Raw genomic sequence first — 22,169 nt, 5'->3', positions numbered from 1 at the left:
CTTCGTCTGCGAGGCGAATCTTGTTCTCACGTTCTGTGATCACCCTCTGGCGAGTGTGAGGACCCCCGTGAACTCCGATACCCCCGGCCTGTCCCAGGCCTTCCCCGCTGCGCTGCATCTGTTGACCTACGACGTGCGCGGCACGATGACGGCGACCGGGCAACCCAAGCCCACCCGGCAAACCGGCCTGGTCAACCACACCCACCAGCTCCTGCGTGGCTTGGCCGAACAGCACCCCACCACACAGCTGACCATCACCCGCACCGGCGCGGACCTCCCCGGCTACCTGGGCACGTTGCGCACCCCCGAAGGCCACCTGGTGCGCCTTCGTGGTGTGGCCACCGGTTTCCCGCAGTACCTGGGCGATGCGGCGACCGGCGGTAAGGACCCAGCCCGGGTCCAGCACTTTTATGAGGACCTCATCGACCAGGCCACCAACCCGGTCTGGTCACAGCTGGCACGTCAATACGCCGACCAGGTCCTGTCCGCGGGTGTGGACGACCTGCTGGTACAAAACATCAACCCCCTGGTCGCGCTGCTCAAGGCCGAGGAGCACTCCCACCTGCCCGCGAAGCGAGTCGAGCGGCTGCAGATCACCGGCGTCATCCACGACGCGGCCCAGATGCACGCCCGGTTCACCTACCTGGCCCAGCGACTGGAGCACACCCGTGCCCAGGTGCGGCTGATCGCGGTCTCCGAGACGATCCGCCGCGCCCTGATCGCAGCCGGAGTGGCGGCGGACGCGGTGCGCACGGTGTTCAACGGCATGGACACCACCAGCTTCCTCCACCAGCTCGACGCCGTACGCCACCACGACGTCTTCTCGCAGGTGCGACAGCGCAACACCCTTGACGCCCAAGCGCGGGTGGTGCTGCTCTCGGCCCGGCGGGTGCCGTGGAAGGGCCACGAGGACCTCATCGAGGCCGCCCACCTGTTGCACACCCGCGGCCAGCTGGACAACACCGTGGTGGCCATCAACGGAGCGGGGCTGGTAGACACCCGCACCCCTCACTTCGAGCGCGACCTGGAGCAGATGATCGCCCAGCGCGGCTTGGGTGGGCGTGTGGTGTTGCTGGATGCCCTCACCCCGCAGGAGGTCGTCAGCTGCTACGCAGGTGCGCATGTGGCTGCTCACCCCAGCCGCGAACCCGAACCCTTCGGCTACACCAACATCGAAGCGATGCTCGCCGGGATGCCCGTGATCACCACCGCCCACGGCGGCCCGGCCGAGTACATCGACCACGGCCACAGCGGTCTTTTGGTGCCTCCGCACAACCCCACGGCTCTGGCCCAGGCCCTGCACCGCGTCCTGTCCGACCCGGCCCTGCACCAGCGCCTGTCCCACGGGGGCCGCGCCAAGGCCCTGACATTCGGGCTGGAGCGGATGTTCACCGCCTACGCCCACGTCCTGTCTCGCACCCCCGCCGCTGTGAAAGCGAGCCTGTGATGACCTACATCCTCGGCGTCAACGCCGGTACGGCCACCTACCACGACGCCGCGGCCTGTCTGGTCGACGACTCCGGCACGGTACTGGCCTACATCGAGGAGGAACGCCTGAGCCGGATGCGTCACGCCGTGGGCACCCACATGCCCACCCTGGCGGTGGCCGCCTGCCTGCGCATCGCGGGCATCGACGCCCACCAAGTCGACGCGGTGGCCGTGGGCTGGGACGAACCGCGCCTGGCAGCCGCAGCTGGCCGGGGGTGGGAATTCACCTCCCCAGCCCACTTCCTGGCCGCGCTGGGATTGCCCCACCGGCCCAGCCTGCACTGTGTGCCCCACCACCAGGCCCACGCCGCCTCGGCCTTCCACGCCAGCGGCGATGAGGCCGCCGCGGTGCTGGTGGTCGACGGCAACGGCGAAAGCGAGTCGACGTCGCTGTGGCGAGCCCAGCGCGGTCACCCCCTAGTCCAGATCGCAGTGTGGCCGCAGGTGGCCAGCCTGGGCCACCTGTACGAGGCCGCCTCCAGCTGGCTGGGGTTGGGCAAACGCGGTGCCGGAAAGACCATGGGCCTGGCCGCCTACACCGACCAGCGCCCCGACCCGGGGTGGATCCGTGTGGGCGAGCACGGCCTGCTCTCGGCCCTGGGCGATGACCCCACCTTGGACTATGAGGCCACCCGCGGCCGGTGGGCCAACCACATCACCCGTTTCGCCGGCGCCGCCCGCCCCGAGCATCCCGCGGCCAGCCTGGCCCAGGACGAGCGTGCGGTGCGGGTGGCCGCCGCCGCCCAGACCACCGTGGAAAACACCCTGGCCTGGCTGGTCGAGCAGGCGCGCACCCTGAGCGGTCTGCAGCGCGTGTGCATCGCCGGGGGAGTGGGCCTGAACTGCGCCGCCAACGGCCGCTTGGACGGGCCGGTGTACGTGCCCCCGGTACCGCACGACGCCGGGGTGGCCCTGGGAGCGGCCTGGACCCTGGCTGCCCCCACCCGTCCCCAGGTCATGGACCCCTACACCGGCGGCACCCCCGGAACTTTGCCCGATGTCGACGGCGGCCGGGTCCGCGACGTGGACGCCGACCACATCGCCGACCTGCTCCAGCAAGGCAAGATCGTGGGGGTGTGCCGGGGCCGCAGCGAAGTGGGCCCGCGCGCCCTGGGACACCGCTCCTTCCTCGCCCTGCCCACCCAGGCGCGGATGCGCCAGCGCATGAACACGCTCAAACGCCGCGAACAGTGGCGACCCTTTGGCCCCCTCACCCACCACGGCCAGCACGGGTGGTGGGAGCCCTCACCGCACCTGCACCGCTACATGCTCGGTGCCGCCCACCTCAGCGACACCGGCGCCGCGCTGATGCCCGCGGTGCGCCACCAGGACGGCACCACACGCCCCCAACAGCTCCAACCGGGCGCCGAAGACCTGGTGTGGGAGGTCCTGGATGTTCTCGCTGGACGTGGGCACGCGCCGGTGCTGCTCAACACCAGCTTCAACGGTCCCGGCGAACCCCTGGTCGAGACCGCCGCCCAGGCTCTGGCCTGCGCCAACCGCCTGGGCGCCCACGCCCTGGTCACCGATCAGGTGCTGGTGGAACTGGAGGACAGGGCGTGAACACTCTGCCCGCCCGGCCGCCCGCCGGGTACGAACTGATCGGCGACGGCGAGCACAGCCGCGTCTACCGCCCACCGCACGGCGGGCGGTTCTGTGTGCAGTACTTCCTGCCCCAAGCCCCCGAGCTCACCCCGGACAAGGTGGAGTCCGAATACGCCTACCTGATGCGCACCTACACACCCACCTGCCCCAACTTGATCCCCGACCAAGTCCTCATCCGCCCCGCCGCCGACGCGCCGCTGTGCCAGATGGTGCTGGTCAAGGAATGGGTGCCGGTGCGCGCCGAATGGAACCTGGGCCGAACGAGCGCCGAGCGACTGCCCGCCTCGGCCCGTCACGACCTGGCCGAGTTCATCGCCACCACCCGCCGCCTGCTGGAGCGCGTCGCCCACCAGGACGTGCTGTTGCCCGACATCATCGACGACCGCTTCTTGAACCTGGCGGTCGACACCGCCGGGCGGGTGCGGCTGGTGGACACCAACCGGCTGATCAACACCCGCGCCTTGCGTGCGCTGGGTCCGGGCCAGAGCCTGGACATCCAACGCAGGTGGGTCCATGGGCGCTTCTTTCGGCGGCTGATGTACCTGGAGGCCGCCTTCGTCGGGCGCACACGCACCGAGCTGCGCGCCGACGCCCTCTACCGCCGCTACTTGAGTCAGGAGTCCATCATCACGCTGCTCGATGCCAGCACGGCGGCAGGGGAGCAGGTGTGAACGAGCGCGACCTGCAACGCCGCACCCCTACCGCGGGCGACCACGACCCTCTCGAAGAGGACTACTCCCGCGTGCTGCGCTCTGCGGCGCTGCGCCGCCTGGGCGGTGTATCCCAGTCCCTGCACCTGGAGGAGGACGCCACCACCCCCCGCACCCGCCTGACGCACTCGCTGGAGGTGGCCTGTATCGCAGGGCGGATCGCCCAGCGTGTGGGCGCCCATGTTCGCCTGGTCGAAACCGCCGGGCTCGCCCACGACCTGGGACATCCACCCTTTGGCCACTACGGCGAAAGCGTTCTGGACGCGTTGGGCCAGACCGCGGGCGGGTTCGAGGCCAACGCCCAGACCTTGCGCGTCCTCACCCGCCTGGAACCGGTCGGCCACAGCTCGGGGCTGAACCTGACCCGCGCCACCATCGACGCCGCCTGCAAGTACCCCTGGCCCCGCCAGGAGGGCCGCCACAAGTTCGGGGTCTTCCCCCAGGACGCCGACGCCTTCGCCTGGGCCCGCCACGGCGCTCCCCAGGGCGCGGTCAGCGCCGAAGCGCAGATCATGGACTGGGCCGACGATATCGCCAACGCCACCGGCGACCTCGAAGATGGCGTGCGCGCCCGCCTGCTGCGCCCGCGCACCCTCACCGAGAACGCTCACCGCCGCTTTCTCAGCTACCTGGCCGCCGAATGTCTGAGCACACAGCCTGCGGAACACATCGACCAAGCTGCCCGCGAACTCCTGCAACTGCAGGAGTTCGCGGCCCTGGCCGAGGAAGAAGTCGACGCCACCCCCCGGGCGCGGGAGGCGCTGTGCGCACTGACGCGCACCCTCACCACACGCTGGCTCCAGGCCACCACCGCCCAAGGCACACCGGTGCGCCGCCACCACGCCCGCATCCGGGTCGATCCTCGCGCTCACGCCGAAGTGGCCTGGGTCAAGGCCGCCACCTTGCACCACGTGCTGCGCCCACCCCAGCGCCGCACCCACCGCCCCCGCATCCGGCAAGCCCTCACCCACCTGTTCGAGCACCTGCACCACCACCCCGGCCAGCTCAACCCCAGCGCACACCACCTCTGGCACAAGGCCACCACCAGCCAGGACCGCACCCGCGCGGTCCTGGACCACATCGCCACCATGACCGAACCACAGGTCAACTCCCATGCCCGCACCCACGGGCTGTAGCAAACACCCCACAGACCACGTCTGGACCTGAGACCATGGCAGCGTTCACCCACACACGAGAGGCACCCATGTCGTCCATGCTCCGCGTCGCCGTCCCCAACAAGGGCTCCCTGCACGCCAAGGCGGTCGCGATGCTCCATGAGGCCGGGTACCTGCAGCGCACCGACTCCAAAGAACTCGTCGTCACCGATGAGGCGAACAACATCGAGTTCTTCTACCTGCGTCCCCGTGACATCGCGACCTACGTCGGTTCGGGGAAGCTGGACATGGGCATCACCGGCCGTGACCTGCTTATCGACTCCGCAGGCCCGGCCGAGGAAGTCCTGGCATTGGGCTTTGCCCGCTCCACCTTCCACTTCGCCGGCGACCCCGACTCCGCCCGCGGCGTGCACGACCTCCACGGCAAGGTCATCGCGACGTCCTACCCCTCGGTCGTGGCCAAGCACCTGGCCGACCACGGGGTGGACCCCGCAGGCATCGTGCGCCTGGACGGCGCGGTGGAAACCGCGCTGCGCCTGGGCGTGGCCGACGTGATCGCGGACGTGGTCGAAACCGGCGCCACCCTGGCCCACCTGGGGCTGCGCATCATCGGCGAGCCCATCATGCGCTCCGAAGCCGTCGTCATCCAGGACCGCAGCGACACCAAGACCGAAGCCTCGACGCGATTCCTGCGCCGCTTGGGCGGCGTCCTGGTCGCCCGCGACTACGTGCTGCTCGACTACGACATCGAGGCCAACAACTTGGAAGCGGCTGTGGCGATCGCCTCCGGTAAGGAGGGGCCGACCATCTCTCCGCTGCACCGCGAAGGCTGGGCGGCCGTCCGTGTCATGGTGCCCACCGCTGAGGCGCACAGCATCATGGACCAGCTCGAACAGGTCGGCGCCCGCGCGATCCTGGTGACCCAGATCCGGGCGTGCCGCGCCTGAAGCCTCCCTGGACTCGCCCCAGGCCATGGGGTGAGTCCACAGGTGTTAGACCCTGGGCCCGCGTAGGTAGCGGCGGGGATCGTTGTCGTAGTAGTCGACGTCGCCCAGGGCCACTGGACCCGTGACCAGAGTCCAACCCACAGGTGGGCCCCACCCGGATGGAGTAGGGCCCACCTGGAAACCAGATGCGCTTCCATGGGACCGCACCACCGTGAAACCTTGCGTCCCGACGTCCTGCCCCTGGCCAGGGCCGGTCAGCGCTGCCGGGCGGTCTCCAGCTCAGCACGGCTGAGCACTGTGGGATCGTGCTTGGCCTGAGTGATCTTCTCCAACCCCGACGAGGGCTCCAGGGTGCTGCGCGAGCCGACGGCTGGGGCACGGCGGTGACATCCGACAGGTTGAGCTTGGTGATGACCGTGTAGAGGCCGACCCGGGACCGGGGAGCCGCGGGCAGCCAGCAGGGTCGTAATTCCGCGGACGACTCCTTCCCAACCATCGCCTTCCCGGCGGGGCGGGCGCCAGGTGTCGTTGTAGTCGGGGTCGGTAGAGTCCAGCGACACGGAGACGCCCTTCACTCCCAGCTCCACCAGGCGCTCGGACATGCCCGGCTGGTTCAGTGCCACGCCGCTGGTGCACACCACGACCTCGATCCCGCCGTCCTTGAGGATCTCGATGAGACCCAGGACGAGCCGCCACATCAACGGCTCGCCGCCAGCGACGAAGACCCGACCTACGGTCGATCCCTTCAGGGTGCGTGCAAACGCCATCACCTCCCTGGTGGGCAGATCGTGGGGCGAAAAGTGCGACAGCAGACCGGGGGTCTTGGCCACGCGCTGCTCGTCGAGCTACGTGAAGTAGCAGGGTTTGCACTGGTGTGAGCCACAGTAGGAACGCAGCGCCCACAGCAGGCTGATGGTCTGCGGCATCAGGGTCATGGTCATCCTCAAACGATCGGGCGGCCGCGGGCGCGGCCGCTGCTGCTCGTCGGCCGGTGGCGGCCAGGGGGTGTGGTGACGCCTGGCCGCAAAGGGGGGTCAGCCACGCCAGGGGTTGTCGGGCAGCTGCAGGAGCCGTACGCGGGCGTGCTGGGTGGCGAACTCGGCGGCGCGGGCATGGCGCTGCTTCCACAGAATCGCGAGCCAACGCAGGGCGCAGGTGCGCTGGGCGGCGAGGAACTGGTGCCGGTTGGCGGAAGTGATTCCGAGATCGGGCAAGAGCGCGATCCAGGTGCTGTCGGGGATCTCGCGGGCGCTGATGTGTTCGATCAGGTCAGCGGCGTCGAAGAAGCCACTGCTGTGCCCGGCGTATTCGAAGTCCACGCACGGGGTGCTGTCGCCCTCGCGGAGCCAGTTGAGGAGGTTGGAGTCGCCCCGGGAGAACACAGCGGGGGCCGCGTTCTCCCTTACGAGTTCGGCGTCACCGCTGGCGTGCCAGGCCTCAAGCAGGGCGCGCATGTCACAGGTCAAAGGGTCGTTCTCGTGGTCTGCGAGGAGTTCGGGCCAGCTGCTGGTGAGGCGCAGCAGGTAGTGGGCGCCGGAGTCGATGCGCTCGATGTCGGCGAGCAGACCGGACAAGGGCACATTCTGCAGGCGACGCGTGGTGCGGGCCAGGCCTTTGAGGGCGGCTTCGCGGTCGGCGCTCTCCAGGAGCGGCGTGCCCGCCAGCAAGCTCATACCGATGGCAGGAACGCTGTCGTCGTCGAGCCACAGCGGGCGAGGGACGCCGTCAACCCCGTGTTCGGCGAGCAGGGTTAGGGCTGCCCACTCGCGCTCGACGCGGCGGCGGTGGTGGCCCTTGGCGTAGAGCTTGATGCAGATGGGCCCGCGATCGGGATCCTCCCAGGCGTAGACGCTGTTCTGGAAGCCTCCGGTAAGCAGACGCAGGCCATGGCTCTCCAACACGTCCTCAAGACGGGTCTGGCTTGTGGTGCGGGCGTCGCGCAGCTCGGCGAGAAGAGCAGCGGGCGGGGCGAGGCGCGTGGGACGCATGCGCAGTACTTCCTGAACTCTGGTGATCGGCGTGATGGACAGACTGACCGCTCTACTGCATCAGGGAACTGTGTTCGGCCGAGGTGGGTTTCGAGACGTGGTCAGCGAGCGCGCGAAGGACGACCTGGTGCACCTGCTGTGGACCCAGCCCGAGAATGTCGACGGCCACCAGGTGTGGATCATCGGCGGCGCGACGGCCGTATGCGCCGTGGACGTGCTGCTCGGCGGGATCGGTGGCGCGGAAACCGCGAAAGCCAGGGTTCTCCAACCGGGTCAGGTTTGGAGTCGGGGTAGTGGGCTGGTGGGTGAACACAGCAACCTCCTGCCTGTCGATCTGCGCTCTCATCCGCTCACAGCGCCAGCTCATCGCAACCGGTCCTGCCCTCAGATCAAGACTGTGCCGCGTAGTACACACGCTGACCAGGTACCGCTTGTAAGCTGCGAGCCCGCGTCGAGCAGCTGTACACCTTCTGGAGCCAACCCGTGCCCCTTGCTCTCCCTCGTCCGCGAGCCGTCGACCATGAAGAACATGGCCTTCGGGCTGGTGCGGAGGTGACCGGTGGCGATCACTGACGCCCACATCTCGACCACGCTGGCCACCTACCTCAAGCGCTATCCCAAAGAGGTCACCTGGTGCACGCGCTCTTGCAGGGGCGGGCAGGACAGGCGAGGCCGCCTCACCAGCGGGAACCGGACCAAGCACTCCAGGCAGGGCCACCTGATCGTGTGCGAGCGTGCTCATGGCCGCACCCGCCCGTCCTGGTCGGGAACGTTGAGGATGGCTGCGCGCGCCGCCCAGGCCATCGCCGCCTGGGCGCGAGTCGAGAGACCCAGCCGGTTCCAGTGGAAGATGACCTGGTAGGCCAAGACTCGGCGCAGTCCCCGCTCCAGAACGCCGTCGCGCACCGCAGCACCCAGCCGGCGACCGGTCCGGTCGAAGGCGTTCGCCCACGCAGAAGAGCCCTCCAGGGGGTGGCCGAGGCCGAACATCGCCCCGTCGGGGGCGGTGTCGGCCAGCAGAAGGGGGCGCACGTCCTCGACCAGGCCGTGGAGCTGTTCTGCGGTGACGTCGGTGGGCAGGGGGCGTTCGCGGCACACGTGGTCCCACGCATCGCCCTGCTCGTACCACTCCAGGCCTGAGGCCCGCAGAAGTTGGGAGCACAACAGCAGGGACAACTCCCGACGCCCCAAAGGGCTGGCCCCGACCGCGACCAGGTCCAAAACGGCGTCGCTGTCGGCGTGGAAGAGCTGGTGTGCTGCCTCCATTCCCTCTGGGCCGCCGAACGCGGCGGTCTCGGGCTCATACACTCCCTCCCACCACCGAGCCACGTGGCCGGCGCTCACCAGATGGTCCAGCTCGGTGCTGAGACGAGCCCGGACCGGGGGGCGCGCTGTGTGCAGGCGCAACCGCCAGCAGGGGTGCTTGCGGATGAACCACCAGCTGGTGATGCCACCCTCGGCGTGAGCGTCGCGCAGCAGAGGGGCCAGATGTCGGACTGCTGTGGGTTCGGCCCTGACCCAGTCGGGGAACTCCACGTGCACCTGCCACCAGTCCGCGGCGGCATGGTCGGCCAAGGCGCGGCGCCCAGCTTGTCTGAACACCTCCACCAGGTGCTGAAGCGCGGCGGGGTCCATGTGCGCGTCTGCGGCTGTGACGTGCAGCGGCTCGCCTGCCAGTACGCGTGTGATGGCGTGCTCGCTCCGCACACCTACTTCAGCGGAGGAAGGCGGGTTCAGTCGATGAGCAGGCATGCGTCCCATCCTGAGAGCGGTGCCGCATCCATCGCGGCCGTGGACAGTGCCAGGGCTGAGCCCGCGCGGCCTTCGAGTAACCCCGATTCCGTCGTGTCCTCGGCGTGGCGGATCAGGGCCGTGGCCAAAGTGGGCAGATGCGTGGCCAGATCGGGTGTGGTGGCATCGAGGGCGGCCCGCCAGGTGGTCTGATACACCCCGGCCCAGCCGTGGCAGAGGCTCCCATCACGCAGCCGCCCCATCTGGACGGGGTCGGCCAGACACTTTTCCAGGGCGTGCTCGTAGACGCGCTGTCGTGCCTGGTCTCCGGTGGCCAGCGCGGCGAGCTGACCGGCGCGCGCGATACCGGGGGTTCCGTAGCACCACGAGGGGCGTGCCGGGCCCGGCTGGTGGGGACGGCCGGCGGCCAGGTCCCGCACGGTGAGGTGTTCGGGCCACCACGGTCCCTGCTCACTGGCCTGGCACCACTGGTCCAGGTGGGCAAGGATGGCTGCGATCGCCTCGACCTGGCCGGGGACGGTGACGCCGCGCCGTTGCGCCTGGCTGAGCAGCATGAGCGGACCGGTGATGCCGTGTGCGGCACCGAGATTGCCGTGCCCACCCGCGAAGTGGGCCGAGTGCTCCCTGCGGGGGTCGTGATCCACCCACCACCCCGGCCGGGGCTCACCGTCCACCATCACCGGGCGGGTGAGAGCGGCCAGGTAGCCCAGGACGCGGCCCATCGCGCTCCCGCCCGGGTTCTGGCGCAGGAGATAGGCGCCGATACCGGTGAGCCCGTAGAAGGTGTCGTACTCCCCGAAAGAGGTGCACTCACCCCGGCGGATGCGTTCCATGGCCGCGTCGACGCGCCGGTGCGCGAGGTCGACCACGTGAGCGTCCAGGCCTGCGCGGACTGTGGTGTAGCGGCCGGCGGCGGGGCCGGTGTCGGCGGAGGCCAGGACGAAGGCGATGGCGGTGGCGCCCAGGAACAGACCAGTGGTGTCGGCGGCGCTGACCTGTTCGGCGACCGCGGCCTTGATCCACCGGTGTGCGTGCTGCCAGGTGCCGCGCCCGGTGTGGGCGCGCTCGATGTGTACCAGGGCGATCCCGGCCGCCCCCTCACCCAGGGACTGCCCCAGCCACGGTTGACCACCTGGGGTGGGGCCGTCCAGATGCGCGGCGATGCGCTCGGCCACCGCCGCCACGGCATCCATGGTCGGCGCGGGGACACTCACTTCGGCCTCCTGGCGGTGTGGGCCAAGGCCACGGCGCGCGCTGTGCGCAGCACGACGGCCTCCTGGTTCGGGCTCACGCCGAGCGCGCGCACCTGGTGCAGGTGCAGCAGAGACCGCAGAACCGTGGTCGGCTCGCGCTCGGCGACCAGCTGTTTGCGGTAGTCAGCCAGGGCCTGGGCACGCTCCTGCCAGGCCTGAGCCACCTCACCCCCGACCAACTGCCGCAGTGCCACGTCATCCTCGACCTCGGACGCAGTGAGCTGGAGGGCGTGGCGCCGCACGTCCCGGTCCACCGGACCGGGAGCGTAGGCCAGGTCGGTCACCAACCATTCCAGGCCCTGGCCGGGAGAGTCGGTGAAGGCGGTGACCAGGTTGACCATGCTGGCCGCGGCCAGAGCCTGAGCGTCGAACCCCGCGGTGCGGGACAGGCGGATCTGGGCCACGGCGGCGCCGGAATCGGTGCCGAAGACCGCCTCGGCCGCCTCCAACACCTCCCCGTGCCCGTACCGGCCGTGCTGGGGGTGGTAGGTGGCCAGCTCCAGATCCGCGAGCAGGCGGCAGCGCCGCAGCTGTCGCGCCCAGTCGTGCAGGTGCACCACCGCATCGCCGTAGCTGCATCCCTGCGTCAGACGCAGGGACAGCTCCAGGGAGGTAGCGGCATCGGGACGGATCAGGTCGCGCTGGCGCCGAAACCACCACCGCGCCGCGCTGGGAACGGCGGCGATCAGCGCGGGTAGATGGTCGGTGAGGATCTCCTCGACGCGCTCAGGGTGGGCGAACAGGCGGGTGTGCAGGACATCGCTGCCAGGCAGGTGGGACTCCTCGACCCGGGCCGGACGTACAGGCCCAGGCGAGGACACGGTGGCTGTGGGGTGCGGCGCGGGCGCGTGCAGGGGCACCACCAGTTCATGGGCGCGGCCGATCCAGCCCATCCGCTCAGACCCCCAGGTCTCGCTCAGCTCCACGCGTTCGTGCTGGGCCAGGCGTTGGCGCAGCAGGTGGCGGTGCAGCGGCCGGGACAGGTCCAGGGGCAGGCGCCGGTCGTGCTCGACCAACGCCACCCGCTCGGGCACCTGCCAGCGTGCACGCCACTGCTCTAGGCCCTTCTCCCATTCCTGATGCGGGGCTTGCGAGCCTGGGAAGTCGCCCGTGTTCAGCAGCCACCGGGCAGGCGAGACGATGGTGTTGGCGTAGCGCACCCGGGGCAGGTAGGGCAGGCGTGCGGCGGCGCCGAAGTCGAAGGCACCGTAGGCCGCGCAACGCGCCGTGGCCACCTCCGACAGGAACCGTGCCAGGGGCGGGGTGTGGGTGCCCGCTTCCAAGGCGTGGGCCACCCGCAGTTCGACGCGTTGGCCCGTGGAGAGCCGACGCAGCTGCAGACCGGTCGCATCAGCGCCCACCCCCAAGTCCTCCACGGCGATCACCGCAGCACCCTCGGGGTGGTGCTCGGCCAGTGCCACCACGTGCGGCAGGAGCTGTGGGGTGCGGGTGATGTTGTCGTTGCGGCGCTTGCGCGCCGGGAAGGACAGCTGCGCCACCACCACCCCGGGGTCGCACGAGCGGTAGGAGGCGGCGAGGGATTGCTGAGTTTCGTCAGGGAGTAGGTGTGCGAACCGGCCGAGCATGCTGCTGCCCGGCCGGGGGGCGCCGGTCACCACCGCGGTGAACTCCCCTCGGGCTAGATCCTGCACAGTGGAGGCGTGTAGTTGCGCGGCGATCTCCACCCGCGATGCCGCCACAGTCGGTTCACCGGGTGCAGGACCCAGGCGGGTGATCACCTCCTCGGTCAGGACGATCTCCTCCTCCCCCTGGGCCATGGCCTGCTGGACCAGGCCCAGGAGCGTGGTGTCGCGGTCGGTGAGCAGTTGGGACGGGCGCCGCCGATCCGATCCCAGGTATCCGGCGGGCCAGCCCAGACCGCTGTCGGCCACCAGCTCCAGCACCGGTACCACCGCGCCGGGTCCGTACCGGGCACGGAACCGGTGGTGGTAGTCGCGCCACTCCGGACGGCCGAAGGGGTGAGCCGAGACGCGGGTGAGTACCTCCGCAGTCCGCTCCAGGGTCTGCATCACCCGCGCTGGCAACTGCAGGCGGCAGTCCAGGGCGGTATCGACGATGACGGGCACCGGCGCCACGTCGCTGAGGAGGCGCATGCGCTCCAGCACCGGAGCCTGCTGGGGCCAGGCGGTGTGCGGCACCGATGGAGCGAGGTCTGCGTGGATGGTGTGGAGCTGTTCGACGAGGCCGTCGATCTCGTTGATCTGATCAGCCTTGATGTCAATGAGCTGGTCGCACAGGTACCCCAGTGCGTCCGGATGGGTGATCGGTGCCCACAGGGTGGACAACAGCACGTGCTGGGAGAGCAGGTCGTTCAGCAGTGCGGTGATCTTCTCCACCGGCACGCCGGTGAAGCGCTGGGCGAGGTCCTCACGCACCTGGTGGTAGGGCACCGGGGTGTGTGCGGCTCGCAGGGCCGCGGCCACCGGCGGGGTATGGCGCACCGACACCTCCACGGGGGCGGCCAGGTGGGCGTGCCCGTCCGCGGACTGCCCCGCGACCACGACCCGGCCGCCGCGCACGTGTGCGGTGTTGTTGGCGACCACATGCAAGCGTTCGACCAAGTCGGGGCACTGGTGCAGGCGTGCGATGACATCGCAGAGCCATTCGCTGTCGGCACGCAGGAAGAGCCGGTGCTCCTCGCCCCAGGCCACGGTCGGGCGAGAACCGACGGTGACCGGTGCGATGCCTGCGAACAGCCCGAAGGGTGTGGGGCGCTGCCAGCGGGCGAGGTAGGAGGCCATCGACAGTACGGCCTTGCGGATGCGCCGCCCATCGGCGCACTCCTGGGAGACGATGGCCTCGACCTGTGCGCTCAGCCCGGGGCTGGACGCCCTCAAGGCGTTGCGGATCTGCGGGCGCTCCCACAGGGCCGACAACCACGCTCGTCCGGCGGAGGGCGTCTCCGTAGCCGTTGGACCGTGGGGGACAGGCAGGTTTCCGGGGTCGGTGCTGGCACGCAGGAGCGCTACGCCGCCTTGCCACCGATACCCCAAGACGGGGGGTGTGGGCACGGTGCCTTCTTCCGTACACGCAAACAGACACGGAGCGGGTGTGCCAGGAACCGCAGGAGCGGTGTCCCGACACACCCGCAACCAGGTGAGGGGTTAGAACGGGTCGCCGACGTAGGAGTTGCACGCCGAAGCGGTACCGGCGCAGGTGTTCCCGCACCCGTCACCGGTGTTGCACATCAGCTTGCCGACCGGGTGGGCGGCCACGACGATGCGCACGTCCAGCGCGAAGTCGTCCTCGACCGGCCGCTCGGCCAGAGCGGTGCCGCCGCTGGTGGTGGAACCCATCATGTGGATCAATCTCCTTGTTCTCATAGGGGGTGGACCTAGCCCTGGGCGGTATCCGCCGTGGGCCAGGAGAACGTGATGCGGGTGTGCCGCTTGGTGATGACGTGCTCGCTGGGGAGTTCCTCAGCGGGGGTGGACACGGGGTAGGCGTCGATACGCGGGCCCGGACCGCCGCGCTGCTCGCGCCCCCAGGCCTGCACGTGCTCAGCCACGGTCTTGGCGAACGCCTCGCCTTCAGGCCCGAAGGCGTGGACCCCGTACTCGACGTCGCCCGTGGGGGTGCGGCGGGTGATGAGGTAGACGAAGTTGCCGCCCTCGACCGCGGCCATGGAGAAACGCGGATTGTTGGGGGCGACCAGGCCGGTGTCCAGATCCGGGTCCACGGCCATGGTGCAAAACCCCGACAGTGTCGTGGCCAGGTACAGCTGCAGGGTGCCGATCAACTCCTGGGGGGCGACCGTCACCCCCGTCCAGGTCTCCACCCGCGGGGTGCGCACCGCGTTGTCCAACAGGTGCACATCGGCCGGGGCCTCGTCGTCGAACCGCAGCCCGATCTCCTCGGTGCCGTTGACCAGCACCAGAGTCTCGGCATGCTCCCCGGAACCCTGCATGGGCACGAACCCGCACACCCGGGGGTCCGACCCCGCCAGGTGGTGGCCCGCCTTGGTGAAGGCGATCGAACGGGTCAGATTGCGCATGCGCAGCGGCACCACCAGCCGACCGCCCTCGGCCAGGTTGTCCACCCACCCCGGCGGGAGGTCCCACGCGCCCACGGTGACGATGATCCGGTCGTAGGGGCCGTGCTCGGGAAGCCCGTCCTCGGCGTCGGCGCACACCACCCGCACCTGGGGGTAGCCGGTCTCGGTCAGGAAGCGCTGGGCCCGATCGGTGACCTCGGCGTCGATATCAACCGTGGTCACCTGGCCGGCCTCGCCGACGACCTCGGCGATCAGGGCGGCGTTGTAGCCACCCGAGCCGATCTCCAGCACCCGGTGTCCCGGCTGCAACTCAGCCTGCTCCAGCATCATCGCCTGGATCTGCGGCGCCGACACCGAACTCACCGAGACCCCGTATTCGTCCCTCTTGGTGATCACCGCGTCGTAGGGGGCGTAGACCTCCTCCAGCGCAGCCTCCGGGGCGAACCGTTCCCTCGGCACGGCACGCATCGCCTGCTGCACCACCGCACTGGTGAGAAAACCGTCCTGGACGAGTTGGTCGACCATCTCGGCACGCAGGTCGTCAGCGGTAGGGGGCTTGGCGGTGACGTGGTCGCTCATAGGCACTCCAGGCGGCGTCGCAGGAACGGGGACACCCACACCCTCTGCCGGCTCACCACCCGCGAGCAACCAGAGGTTTTCACGGGTGACCGCCAACCCGGCACACCCTGCGGGCCGCACCCGTGAAAAGTCACGGGTTCGCCTCGCGGACCATGCCATGTCTCACTACGCTCGGTACACCAGTGACACCGGAGGTGGACATGTCACAGCACCGCCTCTCCTGCGCCAAACAGCTACGCCAACGTGCGAAAGCTGAGGGATGGGAGTTGGAGAAAACGGTCGAGGAGATCTACCAGTGCTGCGGCGTGAGCAGACTGCGCGCCCACCGCCTGGCCCGCGGCTGGACCCTCCAAGACGCGGTCCAGGAGTACCGGCTCTTGACCCAGGACGTACCCGGCGCAGCCCGACTCGACGCCGACCAACTGGGCCGCTGGGAAACCACCCACCACCGGCCACGCGCCCGCACCATCGACCTGCTGTGCCGGCTCTACCGAACCAGCACACACCAGCTCGGCCTGGCCGGTGACTACCGCATCCCCGCCCTGCCGCAACCACGCACCGAAGTAGAGTCGGCCCTCACCCCAGCCCTTCCCAACCGCCCACCTGCCAGCACGCCTACGCCCGCTTCGCCCAGTGACCTCGCCCAGCGCGCCGACCACACCCGGCGCAGCCTGGACCGCACCCTGGCCCAGGCCAGCATCAGCTCCACGCAGCTGGACCTGCTGGACGAACGCGTGCAGTGGCTGCGCTACCACTACATCTACGAACCCCCCGCTCCCATGCTCGCCACCCTTCTGGCAGAGGTCGAGGAAGTCCGCGCCCTGGCCGCCGAACGCCAACCCGCCACCGTTCAGGCACACCTGGCGGAGATCACCGCCGTCTTGGCCGCCCTGGTTGCCGATGCCCTGATGAAACTGGGCCACCTGCGCCAAGCCCATGCCTGGTACGGCACAGCACGCACAGCCGCCGATGACAGCGCCACCCCAGAACTGCGCGCCCGTGTCCGCGCCCAGGCGGCGATGCTGCCCTACTACTACGGGTCCCTGGAAACGGCCATCGCCCTAGCGCGCGAGGCCCGTATGCTCGCCCGCCACCGCACCAGCGCTACCGCAGCCTTCGCCGCGGCCGCTGAGGCCCGCGCCCTTGCCAGAAACGGCGACGCCGCAGGATCTGAGCAGGTCATCACCATCGCGCACCGCACCTTCGAAAGCTGTGAACACGGCCCCGACGACGACGCCTTCGCCTTCCCCCGCCGCAGACTCCTGCTGTACCTGAGCGGCGCCTACACCCACCTGGGGCGTACACGCCAAGCCCGCCAGATCCAGCACCAAGCGCTCGCTCTGTACCCGGACCACGCAGGCATCGACCCCGCCCTACTACGGCTGGAAGAGGCCATCTGCCTAGCCCAGGATCACAGCCTCACCGAGGCCTGCCACATGGCCCAGGACACCTACATCCAGGTACCCGAGGCCCACCGCACCCCCATCCTCGCCGCCCGAGCACGCCATGTCCTGGATGTCGTGCCCCCCTCGATGAGGTCTGCGCGCGCTGCCCGTCAGCTGCGCGACGCCCTCCAGCTACCCACCCCGGGGTGACAACGCCAGCGCCGATCGGAGACTCTGAACTCATGACCGTACTGGCGCCACTCCACGGCGGGTTCAGCGAACGACAGATGCGCACCCTGCTCAGCCGCATCAGCCATGTACTGGGGGCAGACCCGGCGAAGGCGGAGCTCCTGCGTGGACACACCAACGCCGTGGTGCGTCTGCGCTCTCCCGAGGTCGTCGTCAAGATCGCCCGTAAGGGCACTCCAGCGGCCTCGGTGGAACGCACCGTGGCCACGGTGCGCTGGCTCATGAACCGCGGATTCCCAACCGTTCCCCTCCACCCCGGTGTGGACCAACCGCTGATCATCGACGGCCATCCGATCACGGTGTGGACCTACCTGCCCCAGCACGACGTCCCAGTCCATGCGGCGGACCTGGCCCGCCCCCTTCGCGCCCTGCACTCCTTGCCTTCTCCCCCCGTGAGACTGCGGAGCCTAGACAACATCGCCGCTATCCGTACCTCCTTGGACGCCATCACCACGCTCCCCGACGAGGAGATGCGATTCCTGCGCCAACGGCTCGACCATCTGGCATCAGCCCTGTCCGAGGTCGACTTCGCCCTTGCCCCGTCCGTGGTGCAGGGCGACCCCCAACACCGCAACGCCCTGCACGACCACCAAGCTGGACAGACGGTGCTGTGCGACTGGGACACCTTGGCGTGGGGACAGCCGGAGTGGGACCTGGTGACCCTGGAGATCCACTGCCGTCGGTTCGGCCATGGCAAAGCCCACTATCAGGCGTTCGCCGACGCCTACGGGTTCGAGGTGACAGCCTGGTCCGGTTACCCGGTGCTGCGTGATCTGCGAGAGCTGCGCATGATCGCCACCAACGCCCGCAAAGCCCACCACACGCCAGGCACACTCGCTGAGGTGCGTCGCCGGATCACCGGACTCCGCCAGGAAACAGAGCTGCAGTGGAGCATCTTGTAAGGCTGATGGGGCCCAAGTTGGCCCTCTCGTCCTGCGGGGCGCACCCCCCAGGGCACGGGGACTGCACAGGTATGCGACACCGGCAGGCCCACAAGATCAGGGCGTAACCGGCTCCCAGCGCGCCCACGCCCACTTGTGAGCCCAGGAGAATACCAAGGGCCGCGCACACCACGAGCACGACCACGACCAGTCCATCGGCGTAGAGAGCCCGATGAAACGCCCTCCGCACGAGACGACGCCGGCCAACCGGTACCGCGGCGCGGCGCGGCCCTGCCCGGTGGCACCACCCGCACCCGCTTGGACGATGGCGCCAGGCGGCCAGCACCAAGACCAGTCCCACCAGCACGACGTAGACGACCACCACTCCCACGGGGACCGGGGCCCAGCACAACAGCGACACCGACACTAGGCCCCCGGGTGCCGCTGCGTCCAAGTGGTGGGCCCACCGCGAGCTCACCATGCGGCCTACTCCACCGCTGGGATGCTCGACGTGTCCATCGCGTGCCGGTAGCGGGCACAGGGCGCGTTCAGTTCCACCCACTGTTGCCCTGATTCCCCTCCAGCAGCGGCAACATGACGTGCATCTGAGGCACCGAGGACTCATAGTCCAAGGCCAGGGGCATCACGGCGTCGTGCAGCTGGGGTGTGAGCCAGACGCGAGGAGCGAACGGGCGCACAGCAACATCCGCATCGGGTGGGGTGTCGGTGGCGGTTACCACCATCCCCGCCGGGCACTCGCCCACCATGGAGGCCTCAGAGCACACCACCAGGCGGCTACCGGCGGGGATTTGGTACTCGACACGGCCGGGGCGCCACCGGACCAGGCCCAGCACGCTCGGATCCCACAGCACAGCCAGGTCCGCGCCGCTGCGGGCCTGGTAGAGAGGACCGTAGCAATCACTCAGCAGCTGTGCCGTTTCCAGGGCCTGCGCATCATCGGTGGTGTCCCACCCCGGGCAGCGGGCCACGATTAGGCTGGGTGGGCGCCAGCCCCCGTACTCCACGTCGACCGCGTCGAGCACGGCGCTCAGGCCCATGACAGGCCCCTGGAGCACGAGCACGCGCAGGTGGACGACCTCCCACCCCAGCATGCGCGGTCCGGGGGTGTGCCCGGCCTCGGCCACGATCTGCTCCCACACCCTGGAGGGCGTGAGCCCGAGCGCGCGGGCCATCGCTTCGACCTGGGCGCGGCACTCGGGCACGGGGATACCGGCTTCCACGTAGGCAACCAGGGCGCTGGGGGCATTCGCGCGTCGGGCCAGGTCGTCGATGGCCCAGCCGCGCCGCTCGCGTGCCGTGCGGATCAGGCGTCCCAGGCTCATCGGCTGTCCACCCTTGATGCTGTCGGTGCTGGCGTACGAGGGGCCGGGGCGGTGGCCTGGGCCGCCGAGGTAGGGGGAAGCGGGGACGAGGTCTCCTCCGGTTGGGGCAGGCGCGGCCACAGTACGGCGTCGAGGTTCCGGTAGCGGGCCAGGGGCAGACTGAGCTGCATCAGCCGGTCCCGCACGGCCCGAGCCGCTTGGACCTCCAACGGGTGGGTGATCAGCCGCACGCCCCGGCCGCCGGGGTGGATGACGATCCGGGTCTGGTCCAGCACCCACAGCGTGGGCAACCGGGCCGGGCCCCAGAAAGGAGCGGCGTCCATCACGCGGACCTGCTCTCCGGAGGTGTGCGCTGCTTCGAGCTCCACGTCCAGCAGGTGACGGCGCTGTTGCTCGGTCACCGAGGCGGGCAGGATCACCACGCGTTGGGTGAGCAACCCGCCGCGAGTACGCAGGCCAACGACCTCGTCCCATACCTGCTGGGTGTGCGCACCGGGGCGGGGACGCCCCGTTCGGTCCTGCTCTTCCGCGCAGGTCTGCGGGGTGATCGTCTCCACGCACCACAGCCGGTGGGTCTGCTGCAGCGCGGCCATGATGGCCTGACCCTGGTGGGGTAGGGGGGACGGGGTTCGGCAGCGGCGCATCAGATCGAGCGCCTGCTCATGGTGGAGGCGTCGGCCAGCACGCCTGTCGTGGGAAGTGGTGTGGGCATGGAGTGCTCCGGGTCGGTCTGCGGGCTGGTGCGGTGCGGTTGCTGGGCCAGCCAGGTGCGGACCCGGTGGGTCAGCGGGGCCCAGTGCTGGTAGTGCGCCTCCTCGGTGGGGCGCGGGTGGGAGTGGGCTCGCTGTTCGGCCGCGGCCACGACATCGGTGCCGCCCGCCTGCTGGATGCGCCGTTCCAGGTAGGCGCCGCACGGACCGGCGGGCCTGGGCCTGGACGCGGTGGGCTGCGAGCGGGCCCAGACGTCGAACTCCATGGTGGGGGCCGGACGTCGGGGGAGGCGGGAGCGCAGCATCACCATGGTCGGCCTCCGTGGTCCAGGTGGAAGTCGGCCAAGAGGCTCCCTTGCTGGTGCAGGTCTTCGATCTGTTCGCACAGGCGCGCGCACAACCCGGGGTGGGACACGACCACGCCGCCGTCGGCACGCCCCAGAGCGGTGTAGGTGCGCAGGTAGACGCGTCCCGCACTCGCGTAGGCGGTCAAGTCCGGCAGGGGGTGGCCTTGGGCGTGCTCCAGGTGACGCACCAGCGTGCTGGCCAGAACCCGGACGGGAAATCCGCAGCCGTGCAGAGCCGCGGCTACATAGCGCTGGTAGGGGGTGAGCGGGGCGCGCGGTACCCACAGGGTCCGCACCCGGACCCCACGGTGGGCCAGGTGCTCGGCCTCGGCCGCACGTGGGGCGTTGCGTGCGCTGATCAGGTCCACGGCGTGCCGGTAGTGGCCACGAAACCAGGTCTCCCACGGGCCGCCGTCGGGAGCGCGCCGGCCCTGGCGCAGCAGCCGACAGATGCTCCCCTCCCGCACCTGCGCACGCAGAGCGGACTGCTCACGTTGGAAGGCGCCCTCGTCCAGGCGCACGCCGCGCTCGTCGGCCTCGCGCAGCAGGGCGGTGAACAACGTGAGCGGCTGATGACGCACCCGCGTGAGGTAGGCGAACAGGTGGTCGCGGGAGAGGCCGCGCCACCGGCGCCCGGTCGCGGTCTCGGCGTAGACGACCCCGTCCTCCAGCAGCGCGAGGAGCTCGGCGCGGGTGAGGCCGCTGACCTCCAGTGCGTGTGCCATGTCCAGCTGCGCGGGCACCTGGGGTGGGCTGAGCAGGATCGTGCGCGCCTGGGCGGCATCCAGGTCGACCTCGCAACGGGCAGCCGCAGGGGAGTGGGTCACCGTCGCCCCCGCATGTGCTGGGCGGCGAAGACGGCCAGTTTCTGGCCCATACGGAGGAGTTCATCCACCACACCGATCAGCGCCTGGGCCAAGGGCTCATCGTGCAGCTGCAAGGCTCCAATCGGCCGACCGAGCTGGGTGTGGGTGTGCACCACAATCACCCCCGAGACGTAGACCTCCACCTCCGGAAGACGCCCGCCATGCTCCAAGTGCCGCACGTCCACACTGTCCAGCACACGCACTTGCTGGCCAACGGCCACCCGGCGCGACAGCGCCGCGGCCAGGAAACACTGGTAGGGGGTGAGCGGTGTCTGAGCCACCCACAGCAGGCGCGAGCGCGCCGCGTCACAGCGGGCCCGTACCGCGGCCTCGCGCTCCTGCTGCAGCAGGTCCTGCTGCCACTGGTCCAAGCCGTGCACGGCCGCTGCGATGTGCCCCTGGTACCACTGCTCCCACAGGGGTGTGACCGGCGGCATGGTGGGCTGGCGCAGGGTGCGCACGGGCAGACCGTGCTCTTCGGGATCCTCGTGGAGCCTGGCGAGCAGGGCGCGGGTTTCCGGCTCGGTGAGCACCTGCCCCTGCACGGCGGCGGCCTGGCGCGCCAGGGCGTCGAAGAGCGTCACCACCCCCGCTTCCCGGTTGGCGATGTAGGAGCACAGGCTCTGCGTGGTCACATGGTCCAGGCGTGTGCGGGAGGGCACGATGGTGCCCTCGTCCATCGCCAGGGCGAGCCTTCGGGGAGGCAGGCCGAGTAGGGTCCGCGCCTGGCGGCGGTGCATGTCCTCGCCAGCTTGAGCCAGAGCCAGAGTTCGGTCGCCAAGAGCGGTCAGGTCGTATGTGGTGGTGGGGGGCACGGTGGTGTGGTCCTCGGATCGTGGATGGTGTGGCGCGTGATGCCGGTGCGCGGCGGTTACAGGCCCCCGCGCTGTTGAAGAGGAAGCGGCCTCTGGCGCATCCGCGGGGGGCGAAGCGGGC

Annotated in this window: 20 protein-coding genes; 7 read left to right on the top strand and 13 right to left on the bottom strand. The window is 69.9% G+C overall.

Annotated elements, in window-relative coordinates:
* Positions 1–67: 67 nt before the first annotated feature.
* From HGB44_RS32625 to hisG, 5 genes are all read left to right on the top strand, one after another.
* Positions 68–1,447, top strand: a complete 1,380-nt coding sequence (locus HGB44_RS32625; protein ID WP_061080287.1) for a glycosyltransferase family 4 protein — start codon at positions 68–70, stop codon at positions 1,445–1,447.
* A complete protein-coding gene (locus HGB44_RS03400) occupies positions 1,447–3,051 on the top strand; it encodes a carbamoyltransferase C-terminal domain-containing protein (RefSeq protein ID WP_061080286.1) in 1,605 nt (534 codons plus the stop codon). The genes HGB44_RS32625 and HGB44_RS03400 overlap by 1 nt, the downstream gene beginning before the upstream one ends.
* A complete protein-coding gene (locus tag HGB44_RS03395; protein WP_061080285.1) occupies positions 3,048–3,764 on the top strand; it encodes a hypothetical protein in 717 nt (238 codons plus the stop codon). Before HGB44_RS03400 ends, HGB44_RS03395 begins: the two co-directional genes overlap by 4 nt.
* Positions 3,761–4,939, top strand: coding sequence for a dGTP triphosphohydrolase (gene dgt, locus HGB44_RS03390; RefSeq protein WP_061080284.1), 1,179 nt, complete (start codon positions 3,761–3,763; stop codon positions 4,937–4,939). Before HGB44_RS03395 ends, dgt begins: the two co-directional genes overlap by 4 nt.
* Positions 4,940–5,007: 68 nt before the next feature.
* Positions 5,008–5,865, top strand: a complete 858-nt coding sequence (hisG, locus tag HGB44_RS03385; protein WP_231972400.1) for an ATP phosphoribosyltransferase — start codon at positions 5,008–5,010, stop codon at positions 5,863–5,865.
* Positions 5,866–6,119: 254 nt separating this feature from the next.
* On the opposite strand, the gene HGB44_RS03380 is transcribed toward hisG, so the two are convergent.
* From HGB44_RS03380 to fxlM, 8 genes are all read right to left on the bottom strand, one after another.
* Entirely contained in the window at positions 6,120–6,695 is a 576-nt protein-coding gene (locus HGB44_RS03380) for a radical SAM protein (RefSeq protein ID WP_061080283.1), read from the bottom strand.
* 204 nt (positions 6,696–6,899) lie between these two features.
* Positions 6,900–7,853 (bottom strand): aminoglycoside phosphotransferase family protein, encoded by a 954-nt coding sequence (locus HGB44_RS03375; RefSeq protein ID WP_061080282.1) that lies wholly within the window; start codon positions 7,851–7,853, stop codon positions 6,900–6,902.
* Positions 7,854–7,905: 52 nt separating this feature from the next.
* Positions 7,906–8,166, bottom strand: coding sequence for a hypothetical protein (locus HGB44_RS03370; protein ID WP_168443930.1), 261 nt, complete (start codon positions 8,164–8,166; stop codon positions 7,906–7,908).
* A gap of 425 nt (positions 8,167–8,591) precedes the next feature.
* Positions 8,592–9,605: a thiopeptide-type bacteriocin biosynthesis protein gene (locus HGB44_RS03365; protein ID WP_061080279.1), complete on the bottom strand. Its 1,014-nt coding sequence runs from the start codon at positions 9,603–9,605 to the stop codon at positions 8,592–8,594.
* Positions 9,587–10,819 (bottom strand): lanthionine synthetase C family protein, encoded by a 1,233-nt coding sequence (locus HGB44_RS03360; protein ID WP_231972398.1) that lies wholly within the window; start codon positions 10,817–10,819, stop codon positions 9,587–9,589. Before HGB44_RS03360 ends, HGB44_RS03365 begins: the two co-directional genes overlap by 19 nt.
* The gene (locus HGB44_RS03355) at positions 10,816–13,755 is read right to left on the bottom strand and encodes a lantibiotic dehydratase (protein WP_231972397.1); all 2,940 of its coding nucleotides are present in this window, start codon (positions 13,753–13,755) and stop codon (positions 10,816–10,818) included. The genes HGB44_RS03360 and HGB44_RS03355 overlap by 4 nt, the downstream gene beginning before the upstream one ends.
* A 228-nt stretch (positions 13,756–13,983) precedes the next feature.
* Positions 13,984–14,178: an FxLD family lanthipeptide gene (locus HGB44_RS03350; protein WP_061080277.1), complete on the bottom strand. Its 195-nt coding sequence runs from the start codon at positions 14,176–14,178 to the stop codon at positions 13,984–13,986.
* Between the two features lie 35 nt (positions 14,179–14,213).
* Entirely contained in the window at positions 14,214–15,452 is a 1,239-nt protein-coding gene (fxlM, locus tag HGB44_RS03345) for a methyltransferase, FxLD system (protein ID WP_061080276.1), read from the bottom strand.
* Positions 15,453–15,652: 200 nt separating this feature from the next.
* Between fxlM and HGB44_RS03340 the strand changes: the two genes are divergently transcribed.
* Both HGB44_RS03340 and HGB44_RS03335 read left to right on the top strand, forming a co-directional pair.
* Positions 15,653–17,047, top strand: a complete 1,395-nt coding sequence (locus HGB44_RS03340) for a hypothetical protein (RefSeq protein ID WP_061080275.1) — start codon at positions 15,653–15,655, stop codon at positions 17,045–17,047.
* Between the two features lie 32 nt (positions 17,048–17,079).
* The gene (locus tag HGB44_RS03335) at positions 17,080–17,988 is read left to right on the top strand and encodes an aminoglycoside phosphotransferase family protein (RefSeq protein WP_061080274.1); all 909 of its coding nucleotides are present in this window, start codon (positions 17,080–17,082) and stop codon (positions 17,986–17,988) included.
* Positions 17,989–18,515: 527 nt separating this feature from the next.
* Here HGB44_RS03335 and HGB44_RS03330 read toward each other — a convergent pair.
* Genes HGB44_RS03330 through HGB44_RS03310 form a run of 5 tightly spaced genes read right to left on the bottom strand, consistent with a single transcriptional unit; the run spans position 18,516 to position 22,048 of the window.
* Positions 18,516–19,310 carry a helix-turn-helix domain-containing protein gene (locus tag HGB44_RS03330; protein ID WP_061080273.1) on the bottom strand — a complete coding sequence of 265 codons (795 nt, stop codon included), beginning with the start codon at positions 19,308–19,310 and terminating at the stop codon, positions 18,516–18,518.
* Positions 19,307–19,903 (bottom strand): DUF6879 family protein, encoded by a 597-nt coding sequence (locus HGB44_RS03325; RefSeq protein ID WP_168443928.1) that lies wholly within the window; start codon positions 19,901–19,903, stop codon positions 19,307–19,309. The genes HGB44_RS03330 and HGB44_RS03325 overlap by 4 nt, the downstream gene beginning before the upstream one ends.
* Before the next feature lie 50 nt (positions 19,904–19,953).
* The gene (locus HGB44_RS03320; RefSeq protein ID WP_061080271.1) at positions 19,954–20,331 is read right to left on the bottom strand and encodes a hypothetical protein; all 378 of its coding nucleotides are present in this window, start codon (positions 20,329–20,331) and stop codon (positions 19,954–19,956) included.
* Positions 20,325–21,194: a DUF6879 family protein gene (locus HGB44_RS03315; RefSeq protein WP_168443927.1), complete on the bottom strand. Its 870-nt coding sequence runs from the start codon at positions 21,192–21,194 to the stop codon at positions 20,325–20,327. The genes HGB44_RS03320 and HGB44_RS03315 overlap by 7 nt, the downstream gene beginning before the upstream one ends.
* Complete coding sequence (locus HGB44_RS03310) at positions 21,191–22,048, bottom strand: DUF6879 family protein (RefSeq protein ID WP_061080269.1); 858 nt, start codon at positions 22,046–22,048, stop codon at positions 21,191–21,193. The genes HGB44_RS03315 and HGB44_RS03310 overlap by 4 nt, the downstream gene beginning before the upstream one ends.
* Positions 22,049–22,169 lie beyond the last annotated feature (121 nt).

It is taken from the genome of Nocardiopsis alborubida, assembly GCF_012396365.1.
GTDB lineage: Bacteria > Actinomycetota > Actinomycetes > Streptosporangiales > Streptosporangiaceae > Nocardiopsis > Nocardiopsis alborubida.
This window is presented reverse-complemented; position numbering and strand designations above follow the sequence as displayed.